The sequence below is a fragment of the Pengzhenrongella sp. genome, from assembly GCF_036565025.1.
GTDB lineage: Bacteria > Actinomycetota > Actinomycetes > Actinomycetales > Cellulomonadaceae > Pengzhenrongella.
In genome coordinates this window covers 1-14,615 of sequence record NZ_DATCNW010000259.1, presented here as the reverse complement: position 1 = coordinate 14,615, position 14,615 = coordinate 1, and the positions used below count along the sequence as shown (strand labels likewise).

At 71.3% G+C, this 14,615-nt stretch carries 16 protein-coding genes; 13 read left to right on the top strand and 3 right to left on the bottom strand.

The annotated features are described in order from the left end of the window. Nucleotides 1-58: 58 nt before the first annotated feature. Complete coding sequence (locus VIM26_RS15200) at nucleotides 59-973, bottom strand: aldose 1-epimerase family protein (RefSeq protein ID WP_331952643.1); 915 nt, start codon at nucleotides 971-973, stop codon at nucleotides 59-61. Between the two features lie 442 nt (nucleotides 974-1,415). Between VIM26_RS15200 and VIM26_RS15195 the strand changes: the two genes are divergently transcribed. The 13 genes from VIM26_RS15195 to VIM26_RS15135 all read left to right on the top strand — a co-directional run bounded on the left by VIM26_RS15195 (nucleotide 1,416) and on the right by VIM26_RS15135 (nucleotide 12,793). Then, a complete protein-coding gene (locus tag VIM26_RS15195; RefSeq protein ID WP_331952641.1) occupies nucleotides 1,416-2,642 on the top strand; it encodes a CpaF family protein in 1,227 nt (408 codons plus the stop codon). A gap of 16 nt (nucleotides 2,643-2,658) precedes the next feature. After that, on the top strand, nucleotides 2,659-3,519 hold the full coding sequence (locus VIM26_RS15190) for a type II secretion system F family protein (RefSeq protein WP_331952639.1): 861 nt from the start codon (nucleotides 2,659-2,661) through the stop codon (nucleotides 3,517-3,519). Then, nucleotides 3,516-4,448 carry a type II secretion system F family protein gene (locus tag VIM26_RS15185; RefSeq protein ID WP_331952638.1) on the top strand — a complete coding sequence of 311 codons (933 nt, stop codon included), beginning with the start codon at nucleotides 3,516-3,518 and terminating at the stop codon, nucleotides 4,446-4,448. Before VIM26_RS15190 ends, VIM26_RS15185 begins: the two co-directional genes overlap by 4 nt. Nucleotides 4,449-4,515: 67 nt before the next feature. Further along, entirely contained in the window at nucleotides 4,516-4,713 is a 198-nt protein-coding gene (locus VIM26_RS15180) for a hypothetical protein (RefSeq protein WP_331952645.1), read from the top strand. Then, nucleotides 4,688-5,101 (top strand): TadE family protein, encoded by a 414-nt coding sequence (locus VIM26_RS15175; protein WP_331952636.1) that lies wholly within the window; start codon nucleotides 4,688-4,690, stop codon nucleotides 5,099-5,101. The genes VIM26_RS15180 and VIM26_RS15175 overlap by 26 nt, the downstream gene beginning before the upstream one ends. After that, nucleotides 5,098-5,535 (top strand): pilus assembly protein, encoded by a 438-nt coding sequence (locus tag VIM26_RS15170; RefSeq protein ID WP_331952634.1) that lies wholly within the window; start codon nucleotides 5,098-5,100, stop codon nucleotides 5,533-5,535. The genes VIM26_RS15175 and VIM26_RS15170 overlap by 4 nt, the downstream gene beginning before the upstream one ends. A gap of 1 nt (nucleotide 5,536) precedes the next feature. Continuing rightward, nucleotides 5,537-6,061: a pilus assembly protein TadG-related protein gene (locus tag VIM26_RS15165; protein WP_331952632.1), complete on the top strand. Its 525-nt coding sequence runs from the start codon at nucleotides 5,537-5,539 to the stop codon at nucleotides 6,059-6,061. Between the two features lie 46 nt (nucleotides 6,062-6,107). Continuing rightward, nucleotides 6,108-7,241: a peptide chain release factor 2 gene (gene prfB / locus VIM26_RS15160; RefSeq protein ID WP_331952630.1), complete on the top strand. Its 1,134-nt coding sequence runs from the start codon at nucleotides 6,108-6,110 to the stop codon at nucleotides 7,239-7,241. Between the two features lie 166 nt (nucleotides 7,242-7,407). Beyond that, a complete protein-coding gene (gene ftsE, locus VIM26_RS15155) occupies nucleotides 7,408-8,097 on the top strand; it encodes a cell division ATP-binding protein FtsE (RefSeq protein ID WP_331952628.1) in 690 nt (229 codons plus the stop codon). A gap of 9 nt (nucleotides 8,098-8,106) precedes the next feature. Next, nucleotides 8,107-9,021, top strand: a complete 915-nt coding sequence (gene ftsX, locus VIM26_RS15150) for a permease-like cell division protein FtsX (RefSeq protein ID WP_331952626.1) — start codon at nucleotides 8,107-8,109, stop codon at nucleotides 9,019-9,021. A gap of 4 nt (nucleotides 9,022-9,025) precedes the next feature. Next, complete coding sequence (locus tag VIM26_RS15145; protein ID WP_331952624.1) at nucleotides 9,026-10,357, top strand: peptidoglycan DD-metalloendopeptidase family protein; 1,332 nt, start codon at nucleotides 9,026-9,028, stop codon at nucleotides 10,355-10,357. Between the two features lie 80 nt (nucleotides 10,358-10,437). Then, the gene (gene smpB / locus VIM26_RS15140; protein WP_331952622.1) at nucleotides 10,438-10,911 is read left to right on the top strand and encodes an SsrA-binding protein SmpB; all 474 of its coding nucleotides are present in this window, start codon (nucleotides 10,438-10,440) and stop codon (nucleotides 10,909-10,911) included. Then, the gene (locus VIM26_RS15135) at nucleotides 10,901-12,793 is read left to right on the top strand and encodes a DUF2207 domain-containing protein (protein ID WP_331952620.1); all 1,893 of its coding nucleotides are present in this window, start codon (nucleotides 10,901-10,903) and stop codon (nucleotides 12,791-12,793) included. Before smpB ends, VIM26_RS15135 begins: the two co-directional genes overlap by 11 nt. A gap of 47 nt (nucleotides 12,794-12,840) precedes the next feature. Here VIM26_RS15135 and VIM26_RS15130 read toward each other — a convergent pair whose 3' ends face one another. Continuing rightward, complete coding sequence (locus VIM26_RS15130) at nucleotides 12,841-13,401, bottom strand: TIGR03086 family metal-binding protein (protein ID WP_331952619.1); 561 nt, start codon at nucleotides 13,399-13,401, stop codon at nucleotides 12,841-12,843. A gap of 76 nt (nucleotides 13,402-13,477) precedes the next feature. Continuing rightward, nucleotides 13,478-14,131, bottom strand: coding sequence for a histidine phosphatase family protein (locus VIM26_RS15125; protein WP_331952617.1), 654 nt, complete (start codon nucleotides 14,129-14,131; stop codon nucleotides 13,478-13,480). Nucleotides 14,132-14,615 lie beyond the last annotated feature (484 nt).

Here is a 14,615-nt window from a genome sequence, read left to right as displayed (position 1 = left end):
ACGTCCTATAGGACGTCAACGCTCGGACGTTAGGGGGCTTGGGGGGTTCGGGTCACCCTTACAGGAGGGTGGCGCCCCAGGTGACCGTGTGGGTCTCGTTGGGGCGCAGGTCTACCAGGCGGTCGCCGGTGCGGAAGGCGTTCGCGAGGCAGTTCATCGGCTCGGCCGCGAGGCCCGTGCGGCGGGCGGCGACGTTGCTCACCGCATCCCCGGTGCAGACCTGCCAGGTGTCCATCGAGTCGTCCATCCAGACGGCGGCGATCCTTCCATCGGGCGCGGCGAGCTGCATCCAGGACAGCCCGTCCGTGTCCCGCAGGACGTCGAGGTACGCGTCGTCGAGCGCGATGCCGCGCAGCGATCGGGGGCTGCGGAAGTCGAGGTCGCCGGTGGCGGGCTCGGTTCCGGTGGGCAGCAGGCGGTCGTCGGTGGTGACGCGAGTCTTCGCGTCCAGCCGCAGGGTGCAGTCGTCCAGGGCGGCGCCGGCGGGGGAGAGCCACGGGTGGAAGCCGACGCCGTACGGCGCCCCGCTGATGCCCTCGTTGGTCGCGGTGGTCCGCACCTGCAGCCCGCCGTCGGCCAGTGTGTAGGTGACCCGGAAGCGCAGGGCGAACGGGTACCCGGGGGTCGGCACCAGCGCGAGCTCGAGGGTGACCGAGGCGGCGTCGTGCGCGGCGAGCGTCCAGCGCTCCCAGCAGGCGAGGCCGTGCAGCGCGGTGGCGCGCTCGGGCTCGGTGATCGGGAGCTGGTAGTCGACGAGGTCGTAGGTGTACCGGCCGTCGGCGAGGCGGTTGGGCCACGGCAGGAGCACCGCGCCGTTGAACGCGGGGGCGATCTCGTCCTCGCCGAACGAGGTGACCACGTCCCGGCCGCCGACGGCGTACTCGCGCAAGCCGGCTCCGACCTCGGTGATCGTGGCGTGGTGCTCGCCGTGGGAGATGCGGAACTGGGCGCCCGACGGCGCGTTGCTGGTCACCCGGACACGGTAGGCGCGCGGGCGGCCGGGCGAAAACGCGCGGTGGCGGTGCGGGCCGGACGATCCACGACCGTGCGCCGGACCGGCGAGCGTGCTCACCCTCGGCGCGGCCCAAGCTTTTGCACGGGCTTTCGCACATCGTGTGGATGAAGCCGCTGTTTCCTTCGGTTATCCCCACCTAGATGCCGTTTGCCACAGATAACCCGTCGGCAACTCCGCGATCACACGCCCGTGTCCGGCCGGATCACGCACGAAACACCCCACAACGCGCCGTCCGGACTTCATCCCTAGCCACGATTCGATGCCATTGGCAAGGGTTTGTTTTCATCCTGTGCATAAGGAGCGCGTTTTCCACAGTTACTCGTAACTGGGTGCGCTTTGTCGTGATCCTCCCCTACTGTCACGTCCACCGCAGAATCTTCCGCACACGAGGGGAACGGGCATGGACGGCGTGGTCATCCTGGAGAACGAGGTCCGCGAGCTGATCCGTCGCCGCGGCCTGGATCCCGTCCGCGACCACCAGGGCATCCGCGACCTGGTCTCGGACGTCGTCGCCGACTACGACGAGCGATCCCTCCTCGGCACCGTCCCGCCGCTCACCGACCCCTCGGCCGCGATGAAGGCCGTGGTCGACGCCGTCGCCGGCCTCGGCCCGCTGCAGCGGTACCTGGACGACGACGAGATCGAGGAGATCTGGATCAACGCGCCCGCGCAGGTGTTCGTCGCGCGGCACGGCGAGCCGGAGCTCACCACCACCATCCTGTCGACCGGGCAGGTCCGGGACCTGGTCGAGCAGATGCTGAAGGTGTCCGGCCGCCGCCTCGACCTGTCCAGCCCGTTCGTGGATGCCTCACTGCCCGGCGGCGAACGGCTGCACGTGGTGATCCCCGACGTCACGCGCCAGCACTGGGCCGTCAACATCCGCAAGTACGTGGTGCGCGCGAACCACGTCAACGACCTCGTGGCGCTCGGCTCGCTCACCCCGCACGCGGCGACTTTCCTGGACGCGGCGGTCGCCGTCGGGCTCAACGTCCTCGTCGCCGGATCGACCCAGGCCGGCAAGACGACGATGCTGAACGCTCTCGCGGGCTCGATCCCCGCGCGGGAACGCATCGTGACCTGCGAGGAGGTCTTCGAGCTGCGCGTACTGCACCGCGACGTCGTCGCGCTGCAGTGCCGCCAGCCGAGCCTGGAGGGCACCGGCGAGATCCCCCTGCGCCGCCTGGTCAAGGAGGCACTGCGGATGCGGCCCAGCCGCATCCTCATCGGCGAGGTGCGCGAGGCCGAGGCGCTCGACATGCTCGTCGCACTCAACGCGGGCGTCCCCGGGATGTGCACGATCCACGCGAACAGCGCGCGCGAAGCGCTGACGAAGATCTGCACGCTCCCGCTGCTCGCGGGGGAGAACGTCTCGGACCGTTTCGTGGTCCCCACCGTGGCGGCCGCGATCGACCTCGTGCTCTACCTCCAGGTGGACCACCGCGGCCTGCGCCGGGTGCGCGAGATCGTGGGCGTGCCCGGCCGCGCCGAGGCGGGCGTGGTCGAGACCGCCGACCTGTTCCACGTCGTCGGCGACGAGCTCGTGCGCGGCGAGGGCTACCCGCCGCACCCCGAGCGGTTCGCCCGCGTCGGGATCGACCTGCCTGCGCTGCTGCGCGGCGAGCGCTGAGCGGGCGGGCGCGGACATGGGTGTCGTGATCGGACTGTTGCTGGGGGCCGGGCTGTTCTGCGTCTGGTGGTCGTGCTGGACCCCGGGAGCCCGCCGGCCGGCACGGCCCAACGGGTGGGCCGAGCGCACCCAGGACCTCCTCGTCCAGGCCGGCGCCCCGACCGTGACGCCCCGCGCGCTGTGCGCCACGTCGGCCGGGGTCGCGGTCCTGGTGCTCCTCGCCGGTTCCGCGCTGAGCGGGTCGCCCGCGATCGCGGCGTGCTTCGCGGGGATGGCCGCGGGCGCCCCGATGGCCCTGGTCCGGTCGCGTGCCCGACGGCGCCGCACGGCCCTGCGGGACGTCTGGCCGGAGGTCGTCGACCACCTCGGATCGGGCGTGCGGGCCGGGCTCTCGCTGCCCGAGGCCGTCGGCCAGCTGGGGGACCGCGGCCCCGTCGAGCTCCGCGAGATGTTCCGGGCTTTCGCGGAGGACTACCGGGCGTCGGGCCGGTTCGGGGACTGCCTCGACGCCCTCAAGGCGCGCCTGGCCGACCCCGTCGCCGACCGCATCGTCGAGGCGCTGCGCATCACGCGCGACGTCGGCGGCACCGACCTCGGACGGCTGCTCCGCACGCTGTCCGCCTTCCTGCGCGAGGACGCCCGGACCCGCGGCGAGCTCGAGGCGCGCCAGAGCTGGACCGTCAACGCGGCGCGCCTCGCCGTCGCGGCACCGTGGATCGTGCTGGCGCTGCTTGCCACCCGCCCGGAGGCCGCGGACGCGTTCAACACCGTCACCGGCGGGGTCGTCCTGGTCGCGGGTGCGGTCTGCTCGGTGGTCGCCTACCGGCTCATGGTGCGCATCGGCCGGCTCCCCGAGGAAGCCCGGGTGCTCCGGTGACCGGGGTCGTGCTGGGGTCCGTGATCGGCGCGGTCGGCGGGGTCGGGCTGCTGCTCGTCGCCTGGCGCCTGGACGCCCGCCGGGTCCGCTTCGAGGACCGTCTGGCCCCGTACCTGCGGACCCCGCGCACGGGATCCGGCCTGCTCGGCGGCTCCGACGCGCGCACACCCTTCCCGACCCTCGAGCGCCTGATCGCCCCGGTCATGGCCGACGGCGTGCGCCTGGTCACCCGGCTCGGCTCGCCGTCGGCGGAGCTCCACCGCAAGCTCCAGCGTGCGGGCCGGCCCGAGTCGGTCGAGCAGTTCCGCGCCGCCCAGGTGGTCTGGGGCGTCATCGGGCTCGCCGCCGGCCTCGCCCTGGCGCTCGCGATCGCGGCAGGTCGCGACTCGTCACCCATCGGCCTGTCGGTCCTCGTGCTGCTCTTCGGCCTCGCCGGGGTGATCGCTCGCGATCAGCTGCTCGGCCGTCAGGTGCGCCAGCGCGAGGAGCGGATGCTGGCCGAGCTGCCCACCGTCGCCGAGCTGCTCGCGCTGTCCGTGGGCGCGGGGGAGGGGCCGGTCGGAGCTCTCGAGCGGGTCGTGCGGACCACCCGAGGTGTGCTGGCCGACGAGCTCGCGCGCACCCTGGCCGACGCCCGGGCCGGCACCCCGCTCACCCAGGCGCTCGAGCGGCTCGCGGACCGGACCGGGCTCGCGCCGCTCACGAGGTTCGCCGAGGGGGTGGCGATCGCCGTCGAGCGGGGCACGCCGCTGGCCGAGGTGCTCCGGGCCCAGGCGCAGGACGTGCGGGAGTCCGGGCGGCGGGCGCTCATGGAGGCCGGTGGGCGCAAGGAGGTGATGATGATGGTCCCGGTGGTGTTCCTGATCCTCCCGATCACCGTCGCCTTCGCCGTGTTCCCCTCCCTGGCGATCCTCAAGCTCGGGCAATGACGTCTCGCCGCCTCGACGGCGGCGAGCAGGTGCAGGTCGACTCAAGGGGGCAGCGATGCAACAACTGATGGTCGTGCGACGGATGGTGCGGCGCGTACACGGGAGATGGCTCGGCGGCTCCGAACGGGGTGACGTCCCCGGCTGGGTGCTGGTCACGCTGATGACCGCGGGGCTCGTGCTGGCCCTGTGGGCGATCGCCGGACCGGCCCTGAGCGGTGTCTTCTCGGACTCGATCCAGCGTGTCTCCGGCGAGATCGGCGGCTGAGCGCCGCGGGCGCCTGCGCGGGGACGTCGGCGCTGCGATCGTCGACTTCGCCCTCGTAGCGGGGCTCGTCACGCTGGTGTTCGCGGCCGTCATCCAGCTCACCCTCGCGCTCCACGTGCGCAACACCCTCGTGGACTGCGCGGCCGAGGGCGCCCGGTACGCCGCCCTGGCGGACCGGAGCCCCGCCGACGGCGCCGCGCGCACCCGGGCGCTGATCGGGCTCTCGCTCGCCCCCGGGTTCGCGGACGACGTCACGGTCACCGATTCGACGTTCGAGGGCGTGCCCGTGATCGAGGTGCGCGTGCGGGCGCCCCTGCCGGTCGCCGGACTCCTCGGCCGAGCCGGCGCGATCAGCGTCACCGGGCACGCGCTGCGGGAGGCCCGATGAGGCGCGACGAGCGGGGGAGCTCGGTGATCGAGTTCCTCGCCGTGACGGTCCTGCTCCTGGTGCCGATCGTGTACCTCGTGCTGGTGCTCGGCCGGCTCCAGGCCGCCAGCTTCGCGGCGGAGGGCGCCGCACGCGAGGCCGGCCGCGCGTTCACCACGGCGGCCGGGCCCGACGACGGGACCCGGCGCGCCGTCGCGGCCGTGCACCTCGCGCTCGCGGACCAGGGATTCCGGGGCGTCGACGCCGCCGGCGCGCTCGCGCTGGACTGCTCGAGCGACCCGTGCCTCGCGCCCGGCAGCACCGTGCTGGTCCGGGTCGCCTTCGACGTCGCCCTGCCGTTCGTGCCGACGTTCGGCCGGTCGGCCGTGCCACTGTCCGTACCGGTGAGCGCCGACCACGTCGCACCGGTCGACACCTACCGCGGGGCGGGCTGACGTGCCGAGCGCACCGGCCCGCACCGGGGCGGGCAACCTCGCCGCCGTCGTCGGGAGGCTGCGGGCCCGGCTGACCCGCGCGGGCCGCGACGCGGGGCAGATCACCCTGCTGTCGATCGCCTTCGGAGCTCTCGCGCTGCTCCTGGTGACCTCGGTCGTGTCGGCCACGAGCGTGCACCTCGAGCGCAAACGGCTGTTCACCCTCGCCGACGACGTCTCGCTCGGCGCGGCCGACGCCCTCGACCTCGACTCGTTCTACCGCGGCCGGGCCGGCGAACCGCGCACCGGCGCCGTCGTGCCGCTCACGGACGACGACGTCCGCCGCGCGGCGGCGGCCCAGCTGGCCGCGCACCCGGCCACCGACGGCCTGGAGGCCGTCACGCTCAGCCGGGCGGTCACGCCAGACGGGCACACCGCGCGCGTGACGCTCACCGCGGTCGCGCGGCCCGTGCTGCTCAGCTGGGTGACCGCGCCGTGGTCCGACGGGATCACCTTGCGCGTCACCTCGAGCGCGCGGGCCTGGTGAGGGGGCGGCGCCGACCCGCGCGCGCGGGCCTGTAACCTTGACTGCCGTGGCAGCCACCGATTTTGCGGCCGAGATCCGCACCCTCCGCAGCACCCTGGACTCGATCCGGGCGGTCAGCGACCCCACGGCACTGCGGACCAAGATCGCCGAGCTGTCGGAGCGGGCCTCGGCCCCCGACCTCTGGGACGACCCCGACGCGGGGCAGGCCGTCACCTCTGCGCTGTCCTACGCGCAGAGCGAGCTGGACCGCGTCGAGAAGTTCGACAGCCGCCTCGACGACCTGGAGACCCTCGTCGAGATGGCCACCGAGGACGTGAGCGCCGACCTCGACGACGTCGCGAAGACGCTCGCCGAAGCGGAGGCCGAGCTCTCCTCGATCCGGGACAACCTGCGCGAGCTCGAGGTCCGCACGCTGCTCGGCGGCGAGTACGACATCCGCGAGGCCGTGGTGACCATCCGGTCCGGCGCGGGCGGCGTCGATGCCGCCGACTTCGCCGAGATGCTCATGCGCATGTACCTGCGCTGGGCCGAGCGGCACGGCTACCCGACGACGGTCCTCGACACGTCCTACGCGGAGGAGGCCGGCCTGAAGTCGGCCACCTTCGAGGTCAAGGCGCCGTACGCGTTCGGCAACCTCTCGGTCGAGGCCGGCACTCACCGCCTGGTGCGGATCTCGCCGTTCGACAACCAGGGACGCCGCCAGACGTCGTTCGCCGCGGTCGAGGTCATCCCGCTGATCGAGACGACCGACAGCATCGAGATCCCCGAGAACGAGATCAAGGTCGACGTGTTCCGCTCGTCCGGCCCCGGCGGGCAGTCCGTCAACACGACCGACTCCGCGGTCCGGATGACCCACATCCCGACCGGCATCGTGGTGTCGATGCAGAACGAGAAGTCGCAGATCCAGAACCGCGCCGCGGCCCTGCGCGTGCTCCAGTCCCGCCTGCTGATCCAGCGCCAGGCCGAGGAGAACGCCACCAAGAAGGCCATGGCCGGCGACATCAAGGCGAGCTGGGGCGACCAGATGCGCTCCTACGTGCTGCACCCGTACCAGATGGTCAAGGACCTGCGCACCGAGTACGAGGTCGGCAACACCTCCGCCGTGTTCGACGGCGACATCGACGCCTTCATCGAGGCCGGCATCCGCTGGCGCCGCGGACAGGACGACCCGGCCAAGTAGCGGGCCCGCTACATAACGGACCAACTCCCGCAGATCACCCCAAATCACCGGGTGAAGAGCGCAAACAGTCGGCGTTTCTGCCCAAAAACGCCCGGTGCGTCTGCTTAGACTTTGAACCGGCCATGCTTCGCCCTTCCATGTCCCCGACAAATGGCCAACGGTTGCTGTGATCCGTTTCGAGAACGTGACGAAGGTCTACGCGCGCGGCGCGCGGCCAGCCCTCGACCAGGTGACCCTGGAGGTCGAGCGCGGCGAGTTCGCGTTCCTCGTGGGTGCCTCCGGGTCGGGGAAGTCCACCTTCCTGCACCTGGTGATGCGCGAGGAGCGTCCGACCGGTGGCAAGGTCTTCGTGGCCGGCCACGACCTCGCGAGGCTCTCGACCTGGAAGGTGCCGCACCTGCGCCGCCAGATCGGCGTCGTCTTCCAGGACATCCGCCTGCTCCCGAACAAGAGCGTGTTCGAGAACGTCGCGTTCGCGCTGCAGGTGATCGGCAAGCCGCGGCACCACATCATGACCACGGTGCCGGAGACGCTGGAGATGGTCGGGCTCGCGGGCATGGAGAAGCGCCGCCCGCACGAGCTGTCCGGAGGCGAGCAGCAGCGCGTCGCCATCGCCCGCGCCTTCGTCAACCGGCCCACGATCCTGCTGGCCGATGAGCCGACCGGGAACCTCGACCCGACCACCTCGCTCGGCATCATGCGTCTGCTGGACCGGATCAACCGGACCGGCACGACCGTGGTGATGGCCACCCACGACGACGAGATCGTCGACCAGATGCGCAAGCGCGTGATCGAGCTGTCCGCCGGCGAGATGGTCCGTGACCAGTCCCGCGGTGCGTACGGCTCGGCGCGCTGAGGAGTTCGTGTGAGACTGCAGTTCATCCTTTCCGAGATCGGCATCGGCCTGCGCCGCAACCTGTCGATGACCATCTCGGTCATTCTCGTGACGTTCGTGTCCCTGACCTTCGTCGGCGCCGCCGCACTGCTCCAGCAGCAGATCGCGCAGATGAAGGACGACTGGTACGGCAAGGTCGAGGTCTCGGTCTTCCTGTGCCCGCGCGGCTCGGAGCTGCCGACCTGCGCCTCGGGTGAGGTCACCCCCGAGCAGAAGCAAGCGGTCAAGGCGGAGCTCGCCTCGCCGGAGCTGAAGCGGTACGTCCAGACCGTGTACTACGAGAGCAAGCAGGACGCGTTCAAGTCGTTCCAGAAGAAGCTCTCCGACCAGCCGTGGGCCAAGGCGGTCACCGCGGACGACATGAACTCCTCCTTCCGTGTGAAGCTCGCCGACCCCCAGAAGTACCAGGTGGTCGCGGACGTGCTCACGGGCCGCCAGGGCGTCGAGGAAGTGCTCGACCAGCGACGGATCTTCGACACGCTCTTTCTCGTGCTCAACCGCGCGACCCTGATCTCGGTCGGACTTGCCACCGTGATGCTGCTCGCCGCCGTCCTGCTGATCACGACGACGATCCGGCTGTCGGCGATGAGCCGGCGCCGGGAGACCGGAATCATGCGTCTGGTCGGAGCATCCAACCTGTTTATTCAGCTCCCTTTCATGCTTGAGGGCGCGATTGCTGCCACAATCGGCGCGGGTCTGGCCGTCGGTGGCCTCTGGCTGGGGGTCCGTTACCTGGTCACCGATTGGCTCGGCAGTTCCGTGACCTTCGTCGACTACATCGACACGAGCAATGTGTGGTCCATCGCCCCGTATCTGGTAGCTGCCGCGGTCGTGCTCGCTGCGATCTCCTCGGTGGTCACTCTGAGTCGCTACACGAAGGTCTGAGCCCATGACGCAGCCCCGGATGCGGCGAACCCGTCGCCGCCTGATCGCCAGCACCATCACCGCCGTGCTCGTCGCGCTGACCGCGATCGCCGCACCGGCCATGGGTGACAGCTATGACGACCAGCGCCGCAACGCCGAGGCCCGGTCGGCCCAGCAGGCGAAGCGCGCCGAGCAGCTCGCGGCCTCGATCGAGGGGCTGAGCGCCGAGCTCGGCCAGGCGGTCCTCGACCTGCAGGCGACCGAGGCTCGCCTGCCGATCGCGCGGGCCGAGCTGGCCGCGGCCAAGAAGGAGCTCGAGGCCTCCCAGCGCGAGGCGGTGCTCATCGCGGCGCGGCTCGTGGACGCCAAGGCGCAGGAGACGTCGATCACCTCGACGATCACGGCCGACGACGCGCGCGACGCGACGATCCGGACCGCCGTCGGGCAGATGGCGCGGCGCGCGTACAAGGGCGAGACCGCCGCGACCGGCCTGAGCGTGGTCATGGACGCGAAGAGCACCCAGGACTTCGTGGACCAGTACGGCATGATCTCGACCGCGCTGCGCACCCAGACCCGCGCCCTGAACGAGCTCGAGCAGATCTCCGCCACGAACCGGAACGGGCGCGCGCGGCTGGTCGCGGTCAAGGACCGGGTCGCCGAGCTCAAGGTCGAGGCCGACGCGAAGGTCGTCGAGGCCGACAGGGCCCGGGCCGCGGCCGCCGCCCGGCAGGCCGAGATCGTCAAGCTGATCGCCGAGCAAGCGGCCAAGAAGAAGCTCATCGCCAGCAAGCGGGCGCAGGCCCAGGCCGAAGAGGCCAGGGTCGATGCCGAGCGCAACGCGATCGCTCGCGAGCTCGCCGGCATCATCGCCAGGCAGCGGGCGGCCGCCGCCGCGGCCGCCCGGGCCGCGGGCAGGATCTACCAGGCGCCGTCGGGGAACCTCACCGGCGTGCTGTTCGCCAACCCGACCTCGGTCAACCCGATGTACGTGACATCGGAGTTTGGCATGCGGGTCAATCCCGTCACGGGAATTTACAAGCTGCACGCGGGCATCGATCTGCGGGCCCAGTGTGGTACTCCCATCTTCGCGGCCCGCGCCGGCACCGTGCTGTGGGCGGAGTCCAGCGCCGCGCTCGGAAACCGCGTGATGATCAACCACGGTTTCGTGAGCGGGACGTTGTTGGCAAGCGCCTACTACCACCTGACCAGATACATCGTGAGCCCGGGACAGGGGGTCTCTCGGGGTCAGCTCATCGGCTTCGCCGGCGCGACCGGAAACGCCAACGGATGTCACCTCCATTTTGAGGTATGGAAGAACGGCTCGCCCGTGAACCCCCGCAGTTCGCTCGGCCTGTAGCCGGTCGGCCCCGAGAGCGCGATCCTCTAGGCTGAACTGGCACGAAGGACAGCGGCGAGGACGAACATGGAGGCTGGCAGGTGGCCCAGGAGCAGGTGCGCAAGCTGGTCGCCAGCAACCGCAAGGCGCGGCACGACTATTTCATCGAGGACGTGTTCGAGGCCGGTCTGATGCTGACCGGAACCGAGGTCAAGGCGCTGCGCGCGGGACGGGCGTCCCTGGTCGACGGGTTCTGCTCGATCGACAACCGCGGCGAGGCCTGGCTCGAGGGCGTGCACATCCCCGAGTACTCGCAGGGCACCTGGACGAACCACGCGCCGCGGCGCAAGCGCAAGCTCCTGATGCACCGCCACGAGATCGAGCGGCTGCAGTCCAAGACGCAGGAGAAGGGGCACACGATCGTGCCGCTCTCGCTGTACTTCCTGGACGGGCGGGCCAAGGTCGAGATCGCTCTCGCGCGCGGCAAGAAGGAGTACGACAAGCGGCAGACGCTTCGCGAGAAGCAGGACACCCGCGAGGCCCAGCGCGCCATCTCCACCCACCGTGACCGCTGACCGAGCCGGGTCCGCGCGACACTCGCCGTTCGCCTCGCAGCGTGCTCGCGTCGCTGCCCTGATCGCGGTGCTGTGCGCGCTGCTGGTCGCCGTCGCGCTGCCCGCCCAGGCCGCGACGTCCGGCCGGCACATCACGCGTTACGACGCCACGGTCGACCTCGCCGCGGACGGGACCATGCACGTCCGGCTCGACTTCGACTTCGACTTCGGCGACAACCCCGGCCACGGGCCGTACATCACCCTGCCGACCACGCAGAGGTACGACGACGAGTTCGACCGCGTCTACGAGTACACCGACATCCACGCGACCTCGGACGATCCGCAGGCCGCGCCCGCCGACGTCAACCTCTCCGAGGACAACGGCTGGCTCCAGGTCGACGTCGGCGACGAGAGCAAGGACGACGTCAGCGGCACGCACCGGTACACGATCACCTACACCGCGCGCGGGCTGGTCAACTCGGCGGACACGACGAACGCCGGGGACGAGCTGTACTGGAACGCGATCGGCGACACGTTGACGATCCCGCTGTCGAACGTCAGCATCACTGTCAACGGGCCGGCGCCGGTGCGGAAGGTGGCCTGTTTCGCGGGCTCGGTGGGCGCGACCGGCTCGTGCGACCTGGCCGCCGTCGACGGGTCACGGGCCCGGTTCGTGCAGGGATCCATCGAGCCGGGGGAGGCCCTGACCGTCGACGCGGGCTACGCGCCGGGAACGTTCACAGACGCCGCGCCGATCCTGCACGAGCGGTGGGAGCTCGGCAAGGCGTTCACTCTCAACCCGTGGACCGGTTCCGCGACGATCGCCGTGCTGCTCGTCGGGATCGGCCTCGTGCTGAGCCGGGCCCGGCAGCGCGGCCGGGACGAGCAGTACCTGGACCAGGTCCCCGGCCTGGCGCCGCTCGGTGACCAGCCGGGCGGCGTCGGGCCCCGACCGCGCCGGACGCCGATCGCGGTGCACTTCACCCCGCCGGCCGAGTTCCGCGCGGGCCAGCTCGGCACGCTGATCGACGAGCGTGCGGACCCGCGGGATGTCACCGCGACGATCGTCGACCTCGCGGTGCGGGGGTATCTGCGGATCGAGCAGACCGGGGCTGCGAACGCCCTCGGGCGCGGCGCGGACTGGCGCATGATCGCGCTGCGCGCCGCAGACGACGCGCTCGCGCCGTACGAGCGGACGCTGCTCAACGCCATCTTCGTCGGGCGCTCCGAGGTGACCTTGTCGGACCTCAAGACGACGTTTGCCAAGTCCATGACCCTGGTGCAGGGCCAGCTGTACGACGACGTCACCCAGCATGGCTGGTTCCGTGGGAACCCGAAGTCCGTGCGCACGCGCTGGTACGTCGCCGGGGGCCTGTTGACCCTGGCCGGTGCCGGTCTGACCGTGCTGCTCGCCGCGTTCACGCACTGGGGGCTCGTCGGGGTCGCGCTGCTGCTGGTCGGCGTCGTCCTGCTCGGGGTGGCCCGCACGGCACCCGCGCGGACGGCCGACGGCACGGCGGTGCTTGCCCAGACCCTCGGCTTCCGGCAGTACCTCGCGACCGCCGAGGCGGAGCAGCTGAGGTTCGAGGAGGGCGAGGACCTGTTCAGCCGGTACCTGCCGCTCGCGATCGTGTTCGGGCTCACCGAGCGCTGGTCCGGGATCTTCGAGCGCCTCGCCGCGCAGGGCCGCCAGGTCCCGGAGCCCACCTGGTACAGCGGTGGCGGGTACCACCTGGGTGCGTTCTGGCTGGCTTCGAACTCGTTCGGGCAGGCGATGGAGAGCTTCTCGGCCATCGCGTCCGAGTCGATCTCGGCGCCGACCCCCGGCTCGTCGGGGTCGTCGGGCTTCTCCGGGGGGTTCTCCGGCGGCGGCAGTGGCGGCGGGGGTGTCGGCGGCTGGTAGCTCCGGGTGCCCCGGGGCACTGCGCCGTGCCCGGAGGGGCGCTGGGCTCAGGCGCGGCGGCCGAAGAGGGCGAGCAGGGCCGTCTGCGGGTCGTCCGACGACGTGCTGGGCAGGGCCTCGGCGAACAGCGGGTGCCGCAGCTCGGCGGACCGCGCGGTCCACTCGATCAGCAGGCGGTCCACGGTCGGCGGGTCGATCGTCTCGTCGAGGTGCAGCGCGCTGGCCAGGTCCCAGCCGTGGATCGCGAGGTCGGTGACCAGTTCCTCGAGGTAGTCGCGGGCCGCGCGCGGGCCGACCGACAGCTCGACGGTTCGGTCGGGGGCGCCCTCCGCCATCAACGCCGCCCCGGCCGCGACGATGGCTTGCCGCCAGGTCGCGACGGCGTCCTCGCCGAGCACGTCGCCCTCGAACTTGTCGCCGACGTCGGCGATGGTGCGCCCGGCCAGGAGCTCGGGTACCCACAGCTGCTCGGCGGTCAGGTGGTTCACGAGGTCGCGTACCGACCAGTCGGCGCACGGTGTCGGGGCGTCCCAGCGATCACCGATGGCGTCGACCAGGGACGTGAACTTGTCGGCGTTCACCCGGTGCAGAGTCAGTAGCTCGTCCATACGGCAATCTTGCGACAACACCTGCCGGCTCGCAGCGCAAACCGACGTCAGAGCCGGCGCGGCTGGGCGGGGCGGCTCAGGCCGGGTCGGACGCCGGCACGATGGATCGCGGGATGCCCTGCCCCGAGGGGTCGAGCCCGAGCGAGGTGATGCGACGGCTACGGTCGGGCGTGATCTCCACGGTCGAGATGCTCGCGTTCGGCAGCGGGTGCAGCCGCCGCCCGCCGACCATGCCGAGGTACGCCATCAGCGTGACGCCATGGCTCACGACGAGGACCTCCGCGCCGGGCTCGTGCGCGCGCTCGATGCGACTGAAACCCCTGCGGACGCGGTCGAGGTAGACCACCGCGGGCTCCCCGCCCGGCAACCCGCGGAAGGTGCCCGCGAAGACCTCCCCGAACATCTCCTGCGGGTCGACGCGGGCGAACAGCTCGGCCTCGTGGGTCGCCTCGAGATCGCCGAAGCTGAACTCGCGCAGGTCGTCGTCGCTGGTCAGCGGTGTATCCGGGTGGTGCGCGAGGATCTCGTTCGCCGTGTCGACGGCGCGGCCCGACGAGCTCGAGTAGGCGGCTGCGAAGGACCTGCCGCGCAGGTCGTGCGCCGTCACGCGCACGCCTGCGCGCCCGTCGGGCGTGAGCGGGGAGTCGCACCAGCCCTGCAGGCGGTGCTCGGTGTTGTAGACGGTGCGGCCGTGTCGGACCAGGTACAACGTCAGGTTCGGGGTGCTCACGACGGCAGATCCTACGCAACCGGGATCTGAGGGAGTCTTGGCTCTCCTGACACTTCCGTGGGTCGTTGAGAGCGGCACTGATGTGCTTCGCGGACACAATGAGGTGCTTCGCGACGGCGCTGAGGTCCCGAAGCGTGCGGATTGAGGTTCGCCGACTCGGTTCGCCGATCTCACGCGACTTCGTCGGTCCAGCCAGTGTCCGAGATCGCCGGCAAGTCCGCCTGGTCGACCTCAGAGCAGCGCTCTGTGCAGCGAAAGTGCACCAAAACGTCTCATTCACTGCACTCTGGCTGCACAGAGCGATGCACTAAGCCCGCCCACTCGCCGGATTGAACACCGGCCCGGCGTCGAACTCCCGGGCTACCCGCGAGGTCGCCGGGCTACCCGCGAGGTCGGCAACCCGCGAGGTCGCCCTGGCAGCGATCCGGGATCTGACGCGCCACGGTCCGCCTGACCCAGCGTCGAGCCGAGCGATCACCACGGC

Excerpts from the sequence above, each read along its gene's own strand:
- VIM26_RS15195 (WP_331952641.1), top strand. The coding sequence starts at position 1,416 with ATGGACGGCGTGGTCATCCTGGAGAACGAGGTCCGCGAGCTGATCCGT.
- VIM26_RS15190 (WP_331952639.1), top strand. The coding sequence starts at position 2,659 with ATGGGTGTCGTGATCGGACTGTTGCTGGGGGCCGGGCTGTTCTGCGTC.
- VIM26_RS15180 (WP_331952645.1), top strand. The coding sequence starts at position 4,516 with ATGGTCGTGCGACGGATGGTGCGGCGCGTACACGGGAGATGGCTCGGC.
- VIM26_RS15170 (WP_331952634.1), top strand. The coding sequence starts at position 5,098 with ATGAGGCGCGACGAGCGGGGGAGCTCGGTGATCGAGTTCCTCGCCGTG.
- VIM26_RS15145 (WP_331952624.1), top strand. The coding sequence starts at position 9,026 with ATGACGCAGCCCCGGATGCGGCGAACCCGTCGCCGCCTGATCGCCAGC.
- VIM26_RS15130 (WP_331952619.1), bottom strand. The coding sequence starts at position 13,401 with ATGGACGAGCTACTGACTCTGCACCGGGTGAACGCCGACAAGTTCACG.